This window comes from Anabaena sp. FACHB-1237 (assembly GCF_014696225.1).
In the GTDB taxonomy this organism is placed as follows: Bacteria; Cyanobacteriota; Cyanobacteriia; order Cyanobacteriales; family Nostocaceae; genus FACHB-1237.
The window spans coordinates 125,685-144,026 of the sequence record NZ_JACJPV010000008.1; the positions used below are offsets into that span (position 1 = coordinate 125,685).

The window sequence follows — 18,342 nt, forward strand, 5'->3', positions numbered from 1 at the left end:
ATAATATCCAGATATAATAACAGTGACATGGAAGCACCCCAAACTCAACTACCAAAAACCCTTAACCAGTTTAAAACAGAAGTATGGACAGTGGCCATATCGCCCAGAGAAGAACACATAGCCGTTGGTTTAGATGATGGTACAGTGGAAATATGGGACTTGCTAACGGGGGAAAAGTCCGTTAGTTGTATCGGACACACAGAACCCATTAACTCCGTAGCCTTTAGTCCCAATGGTAATATTTTAGCTACTGGTAGTTATGACAATACAGTGCGGTTATGGGATATAAGTACAGGTGAAAATATTGCTGTACTGGCAGGTCATAGAGATTCAGTGAGAGCAGTATTATTTAATAATAATGGAAATACTATTATAAGTGGTAGTGATGACAACACATTATGCCTATGGGATGTTACCACAGGTGAACCTATAGTAGTTTTAGCAGGTCATAAAGATTCTATTACCTCATTGGCATTTAGTTACGAAAATAATACCTTAATTAGTAGTAGTTATGATCACACATTGCGTTTATGGGACATTAATGAAAGAGTTACAATTCAAACCTTTATAAAACATAAAAAAGCTATTACTACCGTAGCATTTAGTCCTGACAGTAAAATGATAGCTAGTGGTAGTGAAGATAACACAATTTTATTATGGGATTTACAAGGGGAAACAATTGGTAAACCCTTGGTAGGACACACAAAACCAGTGATGTCAGTGGTGTTCAGTCCCGATGGTAGTACTTTAGCTAGTTGTAGTAAAGACAACACAGTGAGATTATGGGATATATCGGATCTAGATCGCAAAAGACAGATTATTATTGGCCAACATGAAGGCGAAGTATATTCCTTAGTATTTGATGCAAAAGGAAATTATATAATTAGTGCGGGACAAGATGGTATTAGATTTTGGTTGGTGAGTAAATTTAATTTAGTGCGTACTCCTCAAGCATTCAAGAATGATGAACCAAGAGGGGAAGATTCATTAAATGTAGCGAAAGAACTTTATGCGATCGCGGACGTATTAATGTTAAGAAGTCTTGAACCACCATTAGCAGTAGCAATTTTAGGCGGTTGGGGAAGCGGAAAATCCTTTGGTTTACACTTAATAAAACAGCAAATTACTAAAATTCGTTGTCAACAATTAACCGAAAAACAAACATGGGGAAAAATAGGAAATGAACCAAATCTTTCACCTTTTGTCGGTCATATTTATCAAATAGAATTTAATGCTTGGAGTTATGCAAAATCTGATTTATGGGCAAGTTTGATGCAAACTATTTTTTCTGAATTAGATAGACAATTAACATTAGAAAAAAAGCTAGGAGAATATCTACCTTTACTCACAGGAGGAGAAATTTGGTCTATCTTAAATGACATGAATGATAATGATAGAAAAACGATTTTAGAGTCCACATTAGCATCAGAAGTATTTGCCAAATTTAAAGAAGATCAGGTAAATAGTAACGCCCTATGGAATATTCTCAGTGAAGTCAGAAAAGAAGAACAAAAAAAATTAAAACAACTAGAAAACCAACTGCAAGAATTACATGAGGAAATGAAATTAAGAACTACAGAAATCGAACGTCAATTTGATCAAAATCTTGATCAACTAGACAAAGAATTTAAAGAAGAAGTGAGAATAATTACAGAAAATGTCAATCAAGAAACAGAAAAAATAGCCATTTTGATTGTTTTTCTATCTCAACTCAAAGAAACACTCAAAGATGATTTAGGGGATTCTATATTAAAAGACTTTTTAAACTCCTGTGGATTTAAAAACAGGCAAGATTTAGAAAGACAATTTCCCATATTAAACTTAGATACACTCTCAAAATCTAACATCATAGATATAGCCCAAGAATTAATTATCAGCAACAATGACAAAATAGACAACATTATCATTAATGCTAAGAAAATTAATCATTTTATCGAAGAACAACCTATAAAAATTGTAGGTTTAATCGAATTTATTAAAAAAGATAAAACAAAATTAATCCTTTTTATCATTTTTACCACCTTACCATTTTTAACCTATGGTTTTATAGTGTATGTTTTACCAAAATTCATGCCTGCACTATTAGAAATATCCTCAGCTCTAAAAATTTGGTTAGCAAGTGTATCAAGTATTCCTGCTATATCTGTGGGGATTGAAATATTCAAACAACTGCAAATATTACAAGCAAAAACTATAAGATTATTACAAGTAGCAAGAGAAAATGTAGAAAATGAAAAACAGAAATTAGCTACACATAAACAAGAGAAAATTGAAGAAAAAATCAACAAACGTAAATCAGAATATGAAGAAAATCAATTGAAAAGAATTAAGGATGAGAAAGAAAAAGCACAACAACAATTAACCACCTATCAAAAAGACATAGAAAACCTGCAAATTACAATCAAATTACAAAAACAAAAAGTAGGTTTAACAGCACAATATAGGTCACTGTTAGAATTTGTGAATAATCGCTTACAAGAAAATTCCTATCAAAAATATTTAGGATTAATGCACCAAATACAAGAAGATTTGAAAGACTTATCAGATCATCTAACTGCTAAAACTCCTAATACAGAAAAATTAGCAATTCTCAAACAATACTTCCCCAGAGGACCAGCGAGAATAGTATTGTATATAGATGATTTAGATCGTTGTCCTCCTGATAGAGTTGTACAGGTGTTAGAAGCAGTACAATTATTATTAAATACCGACATATTTGTGATTATTTTAGCCATAGATGATCGCTATGTTAGTCGCGCATTAGAAACCATTTATAGAGGAGTTTTAAAACGTGGTGGCAGCCCTTCTGGTGTAGATTATTTAGAGAAGATCATTCAAATTCCTTACCGAATGCGGCCAATTAATAAAGAAATTACAGAGAATTATATTAAATCTCTATTGGAAATTGAAGAACAAGTAGAAAATCATCCAGAAATATTGATTTCTTCGCAACAACAGACATATCAAGACGACTTACTACAATCTAACATTGGCAGTTATCCATCACAAATACTTAGGGATATGGTTATTAATGAACAGGAAATAACAGAAACGAAACAAGTAGATCATCAAGAATTACCACATTTAAAAGAAAGCGTACCATTAATTGTGGTAGAGAAATTTACAGCAGAAGAATTTGCTTGGATTAAAGAATGTTGTCAGCACGTTGATTTAACTCCCAGAACAGCAAAAAGGTTAATTAATATTTGTAAAATCCTAAAAATTATTTGGACAAGTTTACCTGATGATACAACTTGGAAACCAGAACTATCAAAAGAATGTAAACAAACCTTAATTGCCTTTTTAGCATTAGCGGGTAGATATCCCAAAGAAATGCGAAAACTCCTAGAAGAAATTTATTTAGACTTTGAAGAAAGCGATGCAAATATGGTAATTCTCAAAAAAGAAACATGGTTACATCGTTTACAGCAACAAGATGTATTTATGGATAGACATAATCAAAGAGAATGGAAGAAATTTAAAAATGACTTCATGAAAATGTCACCTCAACAAGAATTTTACTTTGAAAAAAGAACATTTAATCTAGCAGTTTCTTTCTGTTTTGTGGGAGATTTAGGTTATGATCCCGATGATTATTATAATCGTGAATATAGATATGAAGATGGAAAAAAACAATATGGTTTTCTAATTTGATTCAGATCCCGGACTTCTTTAAGAAGTCCGGGATATTTGCTTAGGTTAATTACCTTTTCAGCTTTCTTTCTAAAAAAGCGGTAATTTGTTCCCAAGCAGAAGTAGCAGCAACAGCATCATAACGATAACCGTCATCTCTCATAAAAGTATGTTCTGCTTCATAACAGAAAAATTGATGAGGTACTTTAGCATTTTCTAAAGCATGAATGATAATATGTCTATCATGTTCAGAAATATGGGGATCTTCAGTACCAAAAATTAATAATATTTCCTCTTTAATTTCATTAACTCTGTGAATAGTATCTGCTACACCTTTGCCTAATTTACCGCTAGGAATACCAGTGGGATAACAACAAACTGCTGCGTCAATTTCACGTTCAAAAGCAGCACGAAAAGCCAAATGTCCACCAATACAAAAACCTAATGTACCAATTCTATCATTAATAACTGAACTGTCATTTTTGAGAAAATCAATTACTGCACGAGTATCAGCATCATATTGAGAAATTAATGTTTTTCTGGCATTATCATTACCGCGCATTCTGCCAAGATCATTAGGTTCAATTACAGAACCTACAGGTTCAATACGGTGGAAAATTTCTGGTGCTGCGACAATATAACCAAAACTAGCTAAATAATTAATTAAGCGAATTATGGCATCACCTAATTGATAAATATCACTGTAAAAAACAATTCCTGGATATTTACCTACTGGTTTAGGAGAAGCGATATAAACCCGCATCAAACTATCCTCAACTCTTAATTCAATGTTGCGTTTTACGATTTGCATTTTTTGTTTTTTGGTAATATGTTAAATCGTAATTCTTCAAATTTAATAATAATCAGTAAATTTTTAGTAAATATTATCAAATAATATAATTAGATGATGATAAATACCAGTTATACAAATAAAACCTTTAGGATGTGCGTGTTATTTATTCTGTCCACCTAGGTGGACTTTGCTTGTCTAGTAGCGAATTATATTCGCCATCTGCTAAAAAATATATCAAAATATATCAAAAGATAGAAGAAATATAGAAATGTTGATCAAAACTAATATTAATGTTTCCAAAACAAAAATTCTTCTATACAATAAAGATAATTATAAAAAACTGCCATATTTTCATGGTAATCAATGTTCCAAAAATTACCAATAGGATAGGAATGAGATCATGCCAAAAACTCTCAGTGTTACTCCTCAAAATATTCTTGATCAGATTAAAATTTCCTGTCAAATACCTACCGTACTAGAAGCGATCGCTACTAAAAAAATTATTAGTGAAATTGCTGAAAAAGAAGGCATTAAAATAGAAATAGAAGAGTTACAGAAAGCTGCCGATAATCTACGTTTAGCAAACCAACTAGTTAAAGCAGAAGAAACCTGGGAATGGCTAAATAAACATTATCTTTCCCTAGATGATTTTGAAGAAATAGCCCAAACAAATTTAATTTCTACTAAATTAGCTAATCATCTATTTGCTGATAAAATAGAACCTTTTTTTTACGCCCATCAACTTGATTATACCGCCGCAGTAACCTACGAAATCATCTTAGATGATGAAGATTTAGCCCTAGAATTATTTTATGCCTTACAAGAAGGAGAAATTAGCTTTCAAGAAATAGCCCGTCAATATATTCAAAATCCAGAAATTCGTCGCGGTGGAGGATATCAAGGTATCCGTAAACGTAGTGATTTTCGTCCAGAAATAGCGGCCGCAGTTTTCGCAGCTAACCCTCCACAAATTATCAAACCAATTACCACATCTAAAGGAGTACATCTCATTCTTGTGGAAGAAATTATCAAACCAGAATTAAATCACCAAATGCGTATTAACATCTTGAGTAATTTATTTAGCAATTGGTTAAAAGAACAACTTGCAGAATTAGAAATAGTTGTTAAACAATTACATCCAGAAAACGTAGATAATTTAGAGAATGTTTATAAAATATAAATTCATACCTGGCAATTATAAATCGCATCTACATAGACAAAACCCACCTGTGTGGGTTGAAAAACCTTAATTTTGTATCAGTCCACGTAAGTGGACTTAGTTTGTGTAGTAGCGATTTCTAATCGCCGCTATTCTAAAGGAGTATAAATATCGTCTGAATAAGCATTCAGATAAGCAGATTCTAACTTAATTTTTTGGGAGGCGAATTGTTCAAAAATAGACATAATTCTACTCTCAGGACTATTATCACCTTTATGCCAACTATTAATTAAACCATTGGCTATCATTTGACATCTATGTGTACCAAAACTCTCCTGTTCAGTAAACTTATTTTCTGGTTCTTCCGCGCAACCCAAACCGGGAGCTAATTGTTTAGTAAATAAAGGTACTTCTGGTAAAAAATAATCCTTATTTTCTGAATAAACCCTTTTTAAAACCTCATGAATTAACGGATAATTATATTTATTAAAATAAAGAACTCCAGCATCATAACGTTTATAGTTATCAGGACTGTATAAAGCCTTAAATGAAAAAGGAATTTGTAAATAATTCAAAAGTTGAGTTAAAGACTTCATCATAGAAATAGCACCTTCTGGAGTGACATTAAAATAAACCCTAGCAATATTTTTATCTCCTTGAGTGCCTTGATTACTAACAGCCATATAAAACGCATTTTGCACTAAATTTTTAGGCATTTTAATTGCTACTAATTCACCAACAATAGCATTTTTATCCCTGTCAGATAAATATACATCCCTTTGAATATGTAAAGTTAAGCCATTCCTTTTAACTAATAAACAACCATCACTTTCTTCATTAATTACTAACCAATTGGGACTCCAATAACCTTCTCCTTGATTATTTTTATGTAATCTTTCATAAAAACCTAAATCCATACCAAATAAATTATCATTGGTTAACTTTTCCTCTGTTGTTACTTCCGAAATTTCTGTATCTTGCCAAGAGTTATGATAATAAGTACCATAAATAAAATTGCGTAATTGCAAACTTAAATGTTTCTCCTGAACCTGCAAAGGTAAATCTTGAAAACGAGCTATCACTGATGCTGGTAATTCTCTTGATTTATATCTTAAATGTTTAAATACAGAATAAGATTCAATTTCTACATAATTAACAATGTCTTCTAAGGATATTTTTAACTGCTTTGGTAATTTTGAAAATTGACTTGTTTGTATTGTTTGTGAATATATTACTTGCATATTTATTTCCCTTTTTGATTAAGTGAAATATCCCTAAGTTCTAATATCAATTAATAGTTTATCTACCAAGTCAAAAAAGAAATTGGGGATATATGTGATCTGATCTATGAAATCTATGCAACGGATCTATAATCAAATAAGTGAGAGTTAGCTATAGTTTCTAAAAAATCTCTGCCAAAAACTGTAGAAATAGACCCTTGAGGACGACATAATAAACTTTTAGCAACTTGCAAAATGCAAATACCTGAATTACCGAATATTTTTTGATGTTGTAATCTTGCTTGAATAGCTCTAATTAATGCTAAACCACTAAATTGTATCACTAGATTTAAAAAATTAGGACGAGTTTCTAAAACTTCTGGAAAATTGGTTAAATAAGCATTAACTAATGTGGAAATTGAAGGTTGAATGGTATGTAATGGAATTGCAGCTAATCGCAAACATTCTTCAATAGGAATGGTTTTACTAGCTACTAAACTATATAACCAAATTTGTAAATAACTAGCAATTAACGATCCTAAATCATTAGCAGGATCTCCCCAATTACCCCTTTCCCAATCAATCAAACGAATCATTTTTTCATCATTGCTTTCCCAATGATGTGATAACAATAAATTATTTAGTTTTAAATCATTATGGGTTAAACAACAAGCATAAAATTCTTGATTTAGTTGAGCGATCGCTTTTCCTAAAGTATCATACTTTTGATAAAGAGCAAAAAATTTAATCCCATCTGCAGGAAGTGAACCAAAAATTTGTGGTGTAATCTTTTCTAATCCCTGACTAAGATTAGGAACAGCATTTTTCAGATCATTAGTAGAATTTTGTAAAAATTGATGATAGTATTGTTTATTAAAGGTACTGCGATGAATTTCCGCCAAATTAGCACCAATTACCCCTGATATCTTAGTAGGAAAAATTTCATCTTTACCATAAAATTCTGCTAAATCTTGATAGTCATGAAGATAGTTAAAAACCAAGATAGAATTTTCTACATCAAAGTGAACCACCTCAGAAAGAAAATTACGTAAATAACTAACTTCTGGGAACTTTTGACATAAATTATGAATTCTCCACTCATCTTGAAATTCACCTAAAGTTTTACCATTTTGATTATATCGCTCTTGTTTTACCAACAATTGCCGATCATCTGCTAAAGTCACTAATAAATTAAAATTCTTCGCTGGTTTTAGTTCTATTTTAGCAGTTAATTTTTCTTGTTCATAACAAATGCGATGATAAACTAAGTAATCAAATACATTATCGGAACTTAATAAAAATGTCATAGTCGTAATTGAATTATTTAGTATTTGTAGGTTAGGTTGAAAAAACCCAACATTACGGAAAATTATCACCATTGGAAAATTGAAGCTCAAATTTGCATTGGTTCCATCAATAATTACCAATAATTATTATTGAATGAAGTTGCTAAATAGGAAACTGAATCTATAGCATAAGCCAATAATACAAATTGCATTGATTTCACAGCATATTGAACTAATACAGGAAAATCCCGGCCTATGCCTCCATCTAATCCTCCAAATATAGGTAAATCATTATCATCGTCAAAATTGAGATCATGAATTACTGGTAAATCATATATTTTCATATTTGCCATTTTCTTATCCTCATGATCAAAATTGACTTACAAAAATGGAAATAATCATCATTTTTTTTTTAATGTGTGACAGATAGCAATAATTTGTTGATTACTAACGAATTATTAAATCTGACACACCTTACTAACATCCCAGTTATGTAAATTGTAATTTGGAAAATTTCCCCCTTTAAAAAGGGGGATAACCAATATAATTTACCGGGAACGTATCTGGAACATATTATGAGCTATACCCATAATATTTATCTACCTTAGTAGAAATTGTGAGCTCCGTGACTATAGGATTTAGCTAATTCCACAGCACTTCTAATTGAATAGCCTAATAAGACAAATTCTTGACCTTTAATAGAGAAAGTAACTAAATCCCCGAAAGTATTAGAACTAGCACCACCTTGAACCGCAATAGTATCTACATCATTCATATCACTCAAAAAACTTTCAGAATCTTGAAATAATTCAGAACCATCAGCCTTTAATTGGGAGAGTTTAATACTTGCCATGATTTCCTCTAAAAAATTGTTACTAATGTTTTGTGACTACCAGTTAAACTTGTCTTTGTTCAACTGATGCTTTTATTTTTATTCAGAAAATTATGAGAAATCAAGGGTTAGAACTACATCAAAAAGACATAAATCAATGAGTAAAGTCATAAGAATTAGTAATTTATATATATTGATATATTGGAGATATAAAAAAAATATGCGTTTCTCAAAGTTGGTAAATTAGCTCTGAAAACGCACTTTATTCAAAAAATTTTGCCAAAATTTTGGGATGATTGGTTCTAAATGTTAAATCCTCTTCTGAAACTAACACTAGTTCCATCTATTTTTGACCACCAACTTTGAACTTGATTATCTATTTTGCTGAGAAATTCTGATATATCATTGATAGTCGCAGGATCTTCACCATATTGTCCGTAGCCAGTATACTCTCCTATGTAACCTCCTACAATACTTGTGAGTTCTTCTGGGCTAAGATTAGTGAAATCCTCTTGGTTGTTACTAGAATATATGTCAACAATCTTAATCATGATCTTTTTTCACCTCTAACTATATACAGAATATAGGAAAGTAAAAATGTAAGCATTCAGTAATTAGTAATCAGACAATAGTAGCAAGAACATAGCTGAAAGCTAACGGCTGAATACTTACGCAAAAATTTTAACATTCCTACTCTTTTATTTTGATTTGTTGTCTTTTGAAGTCAAGTTTTTCTGGAGTATTTACTAGACACAATTACTCATTTTTTGTCTTTTTAGAGATCACAAATTAAATAACAAGAACCCCAATCTCCTTAAGAAATCAGGGTTCTGTATAATTGCTGTATAAGTGTTATATCAATTAGTCAATTAACCAACAAATGCTAAACGAGGTGCTACTTCTGCAGGACGAGGTACACCTTTTAAGTATGCTAAAACGGTATCAGCATCGGATACTTCAAAAGGATCGGTAGGACAGTTATCTTCAAAACCTGGTTCGATGAATATCTTCTCAATTTCACCGTTGTTTACAACCATTGCATAACGCCAAGAGCGCATTCCAAAACCAATGTTAGACTTATCTACTAACATTCCCATTTTGCGGGTAAATTCGCCACTACCATCTGGTAACAAGAATACATTTTTCGCGCCTTGTTGTTTACCCCATTGGAACATTACAAACGCATCATTAACTGATAAACAAATAATGCTATCTACACCTTGTGCTTTAAACTGATCATATAGTTCTTCATAGCGTGGTAGGTGAGTAGAAGAACAAGTAGGAGTGAATGCTCCGGGTAGGGCAAATAGTACTACTTTTTTACCACTGAAAAGTTCTTCAGTAGTCACATCTTGCCAACGGTAAGGGTTGGAACCTCCCACAGACTCATCACGAACACGAGTCTTGAATACTACATGAGGAACGTGAGTAATAGCAGCCATAAATACCTCTTTTGTCCTTTGTTCTACCTGTGTTGTGCATCTAAAAATCCCAGAAACACTCAAGTTTTTTTACTGCTTGATCATTTACTGGTTGATTGTTATGACTTTTAAACTATAACTCAGAATAGTTCTGAGTTAAGAATTAGTCAATAGTTATAAATACTTATTTTATAATATATTTCTTAAAAAAGTGTCACTCTGAAACAGATACAAGTTATAATAGTGGTTTATATCTATTAAGACTTACGCAAGTGTCACACTAAAAACTTGTTGTAGAGTGTGTCAGATATCAAGAATCTGTTTATTTGCGGCATTTATGCAGTCTGATGTACCCTACCAATGTGCCAGTTGGGTAATTCCTGTCTATATAGGATAATTAACCGCTAGTTTAGTAACTATTTAGTAAGTATTATGCAGTATAAAGCTAATGAGATTATTAAAACGTTAAAAAGTAAAGGTTTGCGAGTAACACCGCAAAGATTTGGGGTATATGCGAATTTACTAAATAGAAAGGATCATCCCACAGTTGAGCAGATTTTAAAAGACTTAAATCAGGAAGCACCCACATCTTCTCAAGCTACAGTTTATGCTGCACTGCAAACCTTACGAGAAGTGGGTTTAGTGCGAGAAGTATTATTAGAAGAGGGCATCTCCCGTTATGATGCTAATATTGCCCCCCATCATCATTTTCGCTGTAGTTGCTGCGGTGCAATTGAGGATATTGACTGGAGTGCCTTCCCCGGTATAGATTTAAGTAAATTACGAGTTGGTTTAAAAGTAGAAAGATATGAAGTAACAGTTCAAGGGTTATGCGATCGCTGTTCCTAGCTGTTCCTAAATGAGCTATTAATAAATAACCTTAGATATCTCATCAATAGTAAAATAGTAGATTAGGCTTATAGCCTGATTTTTGAAGATATCTAATAATTGTGTTTTTCTGTATAAGCAATACGTAAACTTTGCACCAAAATAAATAAAGAAGCTATAGTCATTAAACCTCCCCAAAACCAATAGGGTAAAAACAAATATCGCTGCATTTGGGCTGTATCAGATAAACCTAAACCTCCCGCACTGTAACTAAATAAATAGTCTACTTGATGATAGGTACTCACACAGGCTTGAACCCCTAAAAATTGCATGGCAAAACCCTGAATCTTTTTTGATGTTTTCAGAGCAATTCCTAAAATAATTAAACCTAAAATGGGAATTACCAAAAAACCAAATAATGAACGTACCCAAACCAAAGTAGACAGCAATAAAACCCCACCTAAAACCTTTAAACTCCAGGTACTCAAATTAAAACTGCCAGAAGCAGTAATTAACCAAGAACCAGCAATTGGTGGACCCATCGGACCTGCTGCTGCTACTAAACCCGGTCCAATATTGCCCCATGTACTATTTAAAGCATAATGAGCTAGTCCTGAACCATTACTAAAAATTTCTAACTTATGAAAATGTCCTCCTAAAATTAAAGCCATTAACCCATGTCCCATTTCATGAAACCAGGTAGCCAGAATTGTAAAAGGATATAAAATATAATTACCAAAAGGTATTTGCCATAAAACCACTGTAGCGATCGCTGCCACAATTAACCATCTTAAACTCATTTTTTCCCTATCTTTAGCAATTTCTTGATTAACTTCTTTCATAATTTTATTACATCTCCAATTTCTTCCTTAAATGTATCATTTTCTCCTATTAATTGTCATTACCTTTACCACTTGACAAATTTACCAATTTTAATTAACATAAATATACAATTACCTAAATGCTAGTAATTACATTTATAAGTATCTAAGTGACTATCTTAAAAAAGATTATACATCAAAATCTAAAAACCTGTATATTTTCTGGCTGTCACCTGTTTACCCATCTAAAATTCACAGTAGATACAGCACATTCCATCTACATGAGATACACTATGAACACAGCAAGATGCCTGTGTTACAAGGGTTTTATCATTAACATTTGTACCTCATAATAACGGAAACTGCTGTATTAAATGAGGTTGTGATAGGTTATGAGTGCATACACTATGTAAAAGTCTAACTAAATAATTTAAGAGTGCTTTGAACGAACTTTTAAAAAAAACGGCTCATTAATTGATAATCTAATCATCTAAGCAATTGCTATAAATAAAGATCAATTAATTATATAATTCCATTCCATCAATGTTTGCTGCGTCAAATCAATTATTATGGTCAATGATAGGCTTACTGCTGACCATGGCAGGTACTTTCCTAGAGGCTTATGGAACTACATCTCCTTGGAGTTGGAGTCAACACGGTATTCAAACCGTACCTTTAGGAGTAAGTTATCAAATAGGTGCTGTATTATTAGTAGGTTGTTTAGGTGGAAAAAATGCCGGCGCACTGTCACAAATAGCTTACTTAGTCATGGGACTAACCCTATTACCTGTTTTTGCAGAAGGTGGTGGCATAGGATATGTTAAACTATCACAGTTTGGCTATTTACTAGGTTTTATTCCTGGATCTTGGATTTGTGGTTATTTTGCCTTTAAAGTAAAACCTAAATTAGAAACTTTAGGTTTTAGTTGTATATGCGGATTATTAACAGTTCATATTTGTGGCATTATCTACTTGATAATTAGTTATATTCTTTTACCCAGTAGAGGAGCAGAAAACCTATCCTTATTGCAAGCTATTTTAAAATACTCATGTTTTGCCATTCCTGGACAGTTAATAGTAGTTTGTGCAGTAACTATTATAGCCTATGTGTTGAGACACTTAATGTTTTACTAGAAGTTAGTAGGGGTGTAGCAGTACTAAACCCGTATAAGGAGACATGGGAACCGAATTTCGCCCGTACATGAGCCAGTAGGGGTTAATTAACAGTTAAACAATTTCCTCCTACTCCCTGTTCCCTGCATTCATGAGACTATTTTACCAATCACCCCAATTACCAAATTATATTAGTTTTTCCTTATTCATCATGACTATACGTATCAAAAATCGCCTGTTTTGGATTTCTGCTATAGTAGCAGTATTATTTGATCATCTGACAAAATATTGGGTCGTTAAAAATTTCCGTTTAGGGGAAACCTTACCCTTAATACCGGGAGTATTTCATTTCACCTATGTAACCAATACAGGAGCAGCCTTTAGTCTTTTCAGTGGTAAAGTAGAATGGTTAAAATGGTTATCCCTATTAGTTAGTTTACTATTGATTAGTATAGCCATATTTGGACCTATATTAAGTTTATGGGAGCAACTAGCCTATGGGTTTATCTTAGGTGGAGCAATGGGTAATGGTATTGATAGATTTATGTTAGGCTATGTAGTGGACTTTCTGGATTTTCGTGTGATTAATTTTGCTGTGTTTAATATAGCAGACTCTTTTATTAGTATAGGCATTTTCTTTTTATTACTGGCATCATGGCAGGAAAGATCAACTTCTAGTCATAGATAAACAGAGGTAAATAGGTTCAAAAATTGCGGAAAATATTTTTGAGAAGGTGTAGTTGATCTAGTGATGGTTTAACTATGGTATGGACTATAGTGACATGATAAAATAATCAAAAATAACTAAATTTAAAAAATTTAAACTTGTAAACTTACTGCCTATTTTCCCTTGTCTCATTCCTCTTTACGTAATTATAGCCGATGAGTTCTCCACAACCCCCTCAAAAATCGCCCACCTTGCTAGGTCAAGTGACTCAAGCAATACAAACCATTCATGCTAATGTAGACTTTTCTAAATTAAAACTCAAGGCTAATGCCAAAGTACCAGAACTATGGGTACAAGATCCGGGAGCAGATAAAGTAGAAGAATATCCCTTATTGGGCGATCGCTATCTCTTAGGTCGTAGTTCCCAATGTGACATCAAAGTACGTAATCAAGTTGTTAGTAAAATACATCTATCCTTAACCAGAGATTCAAGTCAAGGCGGATCAGTGTTCATCATCAAAGATGAAAAGTCCGTTAATGGTATTTACTTAGGTAAAAGAAGAATTACAAGTTTAGAACTGCGTGATGGAGACGTTATTACTCTCGGTCCACCAGAACTAGCAGCGTCCGTGAAAATAGAATTTAGGAATCCGCCAGCATGGTACATTAAAGTGGCTACTTGGGCGGCATGGGGACTCGGTGGAGTGAGTGCATTAGCTGGGCTGGCCATTGGTGCAGAATGGATGAAATTCTCTATCAGACCCTTACCCACAGCTACTAGCGCCCCCATAGTAGTTTATGCTGGGGATGGAGAAACACCCTTGCGTGAACCTCGCAATATTAACCATGTAGATTATCCCAAACTATCAGACTTTGGACCTTATTTACCTGCCGCCGTAGTTGCTTCTGAAGACAGTCGCTATTATTGGCATCCAGGAGTTGATCCTTTCGGTATTTTGCGTGCTGTAATTATTAACAGGCGTAGTGGAGGTGTACAACAAGGTGCAAGTACAGTTACTCAACAAGTTGCCCGTAGTTTATTTCGTGATTATGTAGGTAGAGAAGATAGCTTAATGCGCAAAATCAGAGAAGGGGTTGTATCTTTAAAATTAGAAACATTTTATAGTAAAGATGAGATATTACTAACTTATCTTAATCGTGTATTTTTAGGAGGAAACACCTCTGGATTTGACGATGCGGCTAAATACTACTTTAATAAGTCAGCTAAAGAATTACAACTAAATGAAGCAGCTACCCTAGTAGCTATTTTACCTGCTCCTAACGCCTTTGACTTTTGTGGTAGTGGCACAAAAAAATTAAGTGTGGTTGATTATCGCAATCGCGTAATCAAGCGGATGCTAACTATGGGTAAAATTAGTCAGGAAGAAGCCAATCGCGCCCGTCGTTCTATTGTACAAGTTAATCCTAAAGTTTGCGAAATCCAAGCAAAAACTATTGCTCCCTATTTCTATGATTATGTATTTGAAGAACTCAGATCACTTTTAGGACCTGAAGTTTATAGAGAAGGTAACTATATTATTGAAACAAATTTGAATATCTCTATGCAAAAAAAAGCAGAGTTAGCCTTAAATAATTCTGTAAGCAATAGTGGAGCAAGTTTTCGCTTTTCTCAAGGAGGAATGGTAACTTTAAACTCCAAAACAGGCGCTATTTTAGCAATGGTAGGAGGAACTAATTATAGAACTAGCCAGTTTAATCGCGCCGTAACAGCAAAGAGACAACCGGGTTCTACGTTTAAGATATTTGCTTATGCTGAGGCTTTAAGGCAGGGGATATCCCCATACAAGAATTATTCCTGTAGTTCTTTAACATGGCAAGGATTTACTTATAAACCATGTCGTTCCGGTGCTGGTGGTAGTTTAGATATTGCTAGGGGGTTAGCATTGTCAGAAAACCCCGTTGCTTTGAGAGTTGCTAGAGAAGTGGGTTTGGATAAAGTCGTGGATATGGCCAGGAATTTAGGAGTAAAATCTGAACTGGAGGCAGTACCAGGGTTAGTGTTAGGACAAAGCAGTGTGGATGTGTTAGAAATGACAGGTGCGTTTGGAGCGATCGCCAATCGAGGAGTATGGAATCCTCCCCATGCTATCACAAGGATTCTCGATAGTAGCACCTGTAAAGATCGTAATGACCTAAAAACCTGTGCAGAGATTTATTCTTTTGATAAAGATCCTAGAGGGAATAGACAAGCATTAAAGAAAGGTATAGCTGATCAAATGACTGAATTAATGCAGGGAGTAATTACCAGTGGTACAGGTGGAGGTGCTAGGCTGGGTTTAGGCGAAGCCGGAAAAACAGGAACTACTAACAATAACGTTGATCTATGGTTTATTGGTTTTATCCCCAATCGTCAACTAGTGACTGGTATTTGGCTAGGTAATGATGATAACACTCCGACTCATGGTAGTAGTGCTCAAGCAGCCCAATTATGGGGTAAATATATGGGAACAATTACTAAATAGAGTCACTATCATACACCACATTCCATCTACATGAGGTACACTATAAACACAGCAAGATCCCTGTTTTACAAGGGTTTTATCATTAACATCTGTACCTCATAATAACGGAAACTGGTGTGTTATTCATTTATACTAAGTAAATCGCATTTAGCTAATATCCGTGAAAACATATAAGTTAAACGATATATTTTAAGGTAAGCGGTTCATAGTTAATAGTAAAACGTTGAATAGCAAATTGGAGGAAATTTTCTGAAGTGGATTGTTGATAGAACAAAGATCAAAGTAGAATAAGGTTTACAGAATTTAGTAAATTTTAGAAAAATTCTATCATCACCAACAAAATCAGCTTACTCAAGTAATTATGTTTGATGCACTATCTGACCGTTTAGAATCTGCCTGGAAAAAATTACGAGGACAAGATAAAATATCATCCTCTAACATTCAAGACGCTTTAAGAGAAGTGCGTCGAGCTTTGTTAGAAGCGGATGTGAACCTCCAGGTAGTCAAAGATTTTATTTCCCAAGTGGAAGCTAAAGCCCAAGGCATCGAAGTTATTTCTGGTGTCCGTCCCGATCAACAATTTATTAAAGTGGTTTATGATGAACTGGTGCAAGTGATGGGGGAGGAAAACGTTCCCCTAGCAGAAGTACCAGGTAAAACCACAATCGTGTTAATGGCAGGTTTACAAGGTACAGGCAAAACTACTGCTACAGCTAAATTAGCTTTACATTTACGTAAATTAGAACGTAGTTGTTTATTAGTTGCTACAGACATATATCGTCCTGCGGCTATTGACCAATTAATTACACTAGGCAAACAAATAGATGTACCAGTGTTTGAATTAGGCAGTGATGCTAATCCTGTAGAAATTGCCCGTCAAGGTGTAGCACGCGCCCAGGCTGAAGGCATAAATACTGTAATTATTGATACAGCCGGACGCTTACAAATAGATGCGGACATGATGGCAGAACTAGCCCGCATTAAGGAGACTGTACAGCCAGATGAAACCTTGCTGGTTGTGGACTCTATGACAGGGCAAGAGGCAGCAAATCTCACTCGCACCTTTCATGAACAAATTGGCATTACAGGGGCGATACTGACGAAAATGGATGGGGATAGTCGCGGTGGTGCAGCTTTATCTGTGCGGCAAATTTCCGGAGCGCCTATTAAATTTATTGGGGTAGGGGAAAAAGTTGAGGCTTTACAGCCGTTTTACCCTGACCGGATGGCTTCAAGAATTTTAGGTATGGGTGATGTTCTCACCTTGGTGGAAAAAGCCCAAGAAGAGCTAGATATAGCAGATGCAGAGAAAATGCAGGAGAAAATCCTGGCGGCTAAATTTGATTTTACCGACTTTCTCAAACAGATGCGGTTATTGAAAAACATGGGTTCATTCGCTGGACTGATGAAAATGATTCCCGGTATGAATAAACTCACAGAGGATCAGTTAAAAGAGGGAGAAACTAAGCTAAAACAGTGTGAAGCCATGATTAGTTCTATGACTTTACAAGAACGCAAAAATCCAGATTTGTTAAGTAGTTCTCCTAGCAGGAGAAGAAGAATTGCGTCGGGATCTGGCTATAAAGAAGCAGATGTGACTAAATTAGTGGCAGACTTTCAAAAAATGCGATCGATGATGCAGCAAATGGGACAGGGCAATTTTCCCGGAATGCCAGGAGGAGGAATGTTTGGTGGAGGAGGAAGGGGCAACGCCCTAGAAGCCGGCAACCGTCCTGCCCCTGGATGGCGTGGTTATCCTGGTGGTGCACCAGTGGCTAAAAAGAAGAAGAAGGAAAAGAAGAAAAAAGGATTTGGTACGCTTTAATAATAATGGAAAATTGAAGATTGATAATTAGGGTTTGATAAAAAAGTCCTGTCGTGGGGGTAAGGAATAGAACGGAATCAATAAAAAATAAAATTATCTAGGTTGGCTTGGGCAACAAAACCCAACATTTACAAGGATTTTTTGGGTTTCACTTTGTTCAAACCAACCTACTAAAATCCTTAACTCAGCAGTATTGAATAGCCAAGTTTGTGTTTTATACAGCAGATTTGAGGTAAATATGTAGTTAATCTGCTATTTTTC

15 protein-coding genes are annotated in these 18,342 nt (G+C 34.1%); 7 read left to right on the forward strand and 8 right to left on the reverse strand.

Translation table 11 applies throughout. The features are described 5' to 3' along the window. Positions 1-27 precede the first annotated feature (27 nt). The gene (locus tag H6F32_RS06355; RefSeq protein ID WP_190368490.1) at positions 28-3,654 is read left to right on the forward strand and encodes a P-loop NTPase fold protein; all 3,627 of its coding nucleotides are present in this window, start codon (positions 28-30) and stop codon (positions 3,652-3,654) included. A 49-nt stretch (positions 3,655-3,703) separates the two neighbouring features. Here H6F32_RS06355 and H6F32_RS06360 read toward each other — a convergent pair whose 3' ends face one another. Then, the gene (locus H6F32_RS06360; protein ID WP_190368491.1) at positions 3,704-4,444 is read right to left on the reverse strand and encodes a dienelactone hydrolase family protein; all 741 of its coding nucleotides are present in this window, start codon (positions 4,442-4,444) and stop codon (positions 3,704-3,706) included. Between the two features lie 382 nt (positions 4,445-4,826). Between H6F32_RS06360 and H6F32_RS06365 the strand changes: the two genes are divergently transcribed. Further along, positions 4,827-5,606 (forward strand): peptidylprolyl isomerase, encoded by a 780-nt coding sequence (locus H6F32_RS06365; RefSeq protein WP_190368492.1) that lies wholly within the window; start codon positions 4,827-4,829, stop codon positions 5,604-5,606. A gap of 128 nt (positions 5,607-5,734) precedes the next feature. On the opposite strand, the gene H6F32_RS06370 is transcribed toward H6F32_RS06365, so the two are convergent. From H6F32_RS06370 to H6F32_RS06395, 6 genes are all read right to left on the reverse strand, one after another. Next, entirely contained in the window at positions 5,735-6,826 is a 1,092-nt protein-coding gene (locus tag H6F32_RS06370; protein WP_190368493.1) for a T3SS effector HopA1 family protein, read from the reverse strand. A gap of 113 nt (positions 6,827-6,939) precedes the next feature. Beyond that, a complete protein-coding gene (locus H6F32_RS06375) occupies positions 6,940-8,112 on the reverse strand; it encodes a phosphotransferase (protein ID WP_190368494.1) in 1,173 nt (390 codons plus the stop codon). A gap of 113 nt (positions 8,113-8,225) precedes the next feature. Continuing rightward, positions 8,226-8,444 carry a hypothetical protein gene (locus H6F32_RS06380; RefSeq protein ID WP_190368495.1) on the reverse strand — a complete coding sequence of 73 codons (219 nt, stop codon included), beginning with the start codon at positions 8,442-8,444 and terminating at the stop codon, positions 8,226-8,228. Between the two features lie 251 nt (positions 8,445-8,695). Next, positions 8,696-8,944 (reverse strand): hypothetical protein, encoded by a 249-nt coding sequence (locus tag H6F32_RS06385; protein ID WP_190368496.1) that lies wholly within the window; start codon positions 8,942-8,944, stop codon positions 8,696-8,698. Positions 8,945-9,225: 281 nt separating this feature from the next. Next, on the reverse strand, positions 9,226-9,474 hold the full coding sequence (locus H6F32_RS06390; protein WP_190368497.1) for a hypothetical protein: 249 nt from the start codon (positions 9,472-9,474) through the stop codon (positions 9,226-9,228). Between the two features lie 318 nt (positions 9,475-9,792). Beyond that, the gene (locus H6F32_RS06395) at positions 9,793-10,365 is read right to left on the reverse strand and encodes a peroxiredoxin (protein WP_190368498.1); all 573 of its coding nucleotides are present in this window, start codon (positions 10,363-10,365) and stop codon (positions 9,793-9,795) included. A 411-nt stretch (positions 10,366-10,776) separates the two neighbouring features. Between H6F32_RS06395 and H6F32_RS06400 the strand changes: the two genes are divergently transcribed. Continuing rightward, the gene (locus H6F32_RS06400; RefSeq protein ID WP_190368499.1) at positions 10,777-11,193 is read left to right on the forward strand and encodes a Fur family transcriptional regulator; all 417 of its coding nucleotides are present in this window, start codon (positions 10,777-10,779) and stop codon (positions 11,191-11,193) included. Positions 11,194-11,285: 92 nt separating this feature from the next. Here H6F32_RS06400 and H6F32_RS06405 read toward each other — a convergent pair whose 3' ends face one another. Beyond that, on the reverse strand, positions 11,286-12,014 hold the full coding sequence (locus H6F32_RS06405) for a M50 family metallopeptidase (RefSeq protein ID WP_190368500.1): 729 nt from the start codon (positions 12,012-12,014) through the stop codon (positions 11,286-11,288). Positions 12,015-12,536: 522 nt separating this feature from the next. On the opposite strand from H6F32_RS06405, the gene H6F32_RS06410 reads away from it, so the two are divergent. The 4 genes from H6F32_RS06410 to ffh all read left to right on the forward strand — a co-directional run bounded on the left by H6F32_RS06410 (position 12,537) and on the right by ffh (position 18,081). After that, positions 12,537-13,127 carry a biotin transporter BioY gene (locus H6F32_RS06410; RefSeq protein ID WP_190368501.1) on the forward strand — a complete coding sequence of 197 codons (591 nt, stop codon included), beginning with the start codon at positions 12,537-12,539 and terminating at the stop codon, positions 13,125-13,127. Between the two features lie 196 nt (positions 13,128-13,323). Further along, the gene (gene lspA / locus H6F32_RS06415; protein WP_190368517.1) at positions 13,324-13,794 is read left to right on the forward strand and encodes a signal peptidase II; all 471 of its coding nucleotides are present in this window, start codon (positions 13,324-13,326) and stop codon (positions 13,792-13,794) included. A gap of 194 nt (positions 13,795-13,988) precedes the next feature. Then, complete coding sequence (locus tag H6F32_RS06420; RefSeq protein ID WP_190368502.1) at positions 13,989-16,256, forward strand: transglycosylase domain-containing protein; 2,268 nt, start codon at positions 13,989-13,991, stop codon at positions 16,254-16,256. A gap of 361 nt (positions 16,257-16,617) precedes the next feature. Further along, positions 16,618-18,081, forward strand: a complete 1,464-nt coding sequence (ffh, locus tag H6F32_RS06425; protein WP_190368503.1) for a signal recognition particle protein — start codon at positions 16,618-16,620, stop codon at positions 18,079-18,081. Positions 18,082-18,342 lie beyond the last annotated feature (261 nt).

Bases quoted from the DNA above. Each gene is read 5' to 3' on its own strand.
- H6F32_RS06365 (WP_190368492.1), top strand. From the start codon at position 4,827: ATGCCAAAAACTCTCAGTGTTACTCCTCAAAATATTCTTGATCAGATT.
- H6F32_RS06385 (WP_190368496.1), bottom strand. From the start codon at position 8,944: ATGGCAAGTATTAAACTCTCCCAATTAAAGGCTGATGGTTCTGAATTA.
- H6F32_RS06375 (WP_190368494.1), bottom strand. From the start codon at position 8,112: ATGACATTTTTATTAAGTTCCGATAATGTATTTGATTACTTAGTTTAT.
- H6F32_RS06380 (WP_190368495.1), bottom strand. From the start codon at position 8,444: ATGGCAAATATGAAAATATATGATTTACCAGTAATTCATGATCTCAAT.
- H6F32_RS06420 (WP_190368502.1), top strand. From the start codon at position 13,989: ATGAGTTCTCCACAACCCCCTCAAAAATCGCCCACCTTGCTAGGTCAA.
- ffh (WP_190368503.1), top strand. From the start codon at position 16,618: ATGTTTGATGCACTATCTGACCGTTTAGAATCTGCCTGGAAAAAATTA.
- H6F32_RS06370 (WP_190368493.1), bottom strand. From the start codon at position 6,826: ATGCAAGTAATATATTCACAAACAATACAAACAAGTCAATTTTCAAAA.
- H6F32_RS06405 (WP_190368500.1), bottom strand. From the start codon at position 12,014: ATGAAAGAAGTTAATCAAGAAATTGCTAAAGATAGGGAAAAAATGAGT.
- H6F32_RS06355 (WP_190368490.1), top strand. From the start codon at position 28: ATGGAAGCACCCCAAACTCAACTACCAAAAACCCTTAACCAGTTTAAA.
- H6F32_RS06390 (WP_190368497.1), bottom strand. From the start codon at position 9,474: ATGATTAAGATTGTTGACATATATTCTAGTAACAACCAAGAGGATTTC.
- H6F32_RS06360 (WP_190368491.1), bottom strand. From the start codon at position 4,444: ATGCAAATCGTAAAACGCAACATTGAATTAAGAGTTGAGGATAGTTTG.
- H6F32_RS06400 (WP_190368499.1), top strand. From the start codon at position 10,777: ATGCAGTATAAAGCTAATGAGATTATTAAAACGTTAAAAAGTAAAGGT.
- H6F32_RS06395 (WP_190368498.1), bottom strand. From the start codon at position 10,365: ATGGCTGCTATTACTCACGTTCCTCATGTAGTATTCAAGACTCGTGTT.
- H6F32_RS06410 (WP_190368501.1), top strand. From the start codon at position 12,537: ATGTTTGCTGCGTCAAATCAATTATTATGGTCAATGATAGGCTTACTG.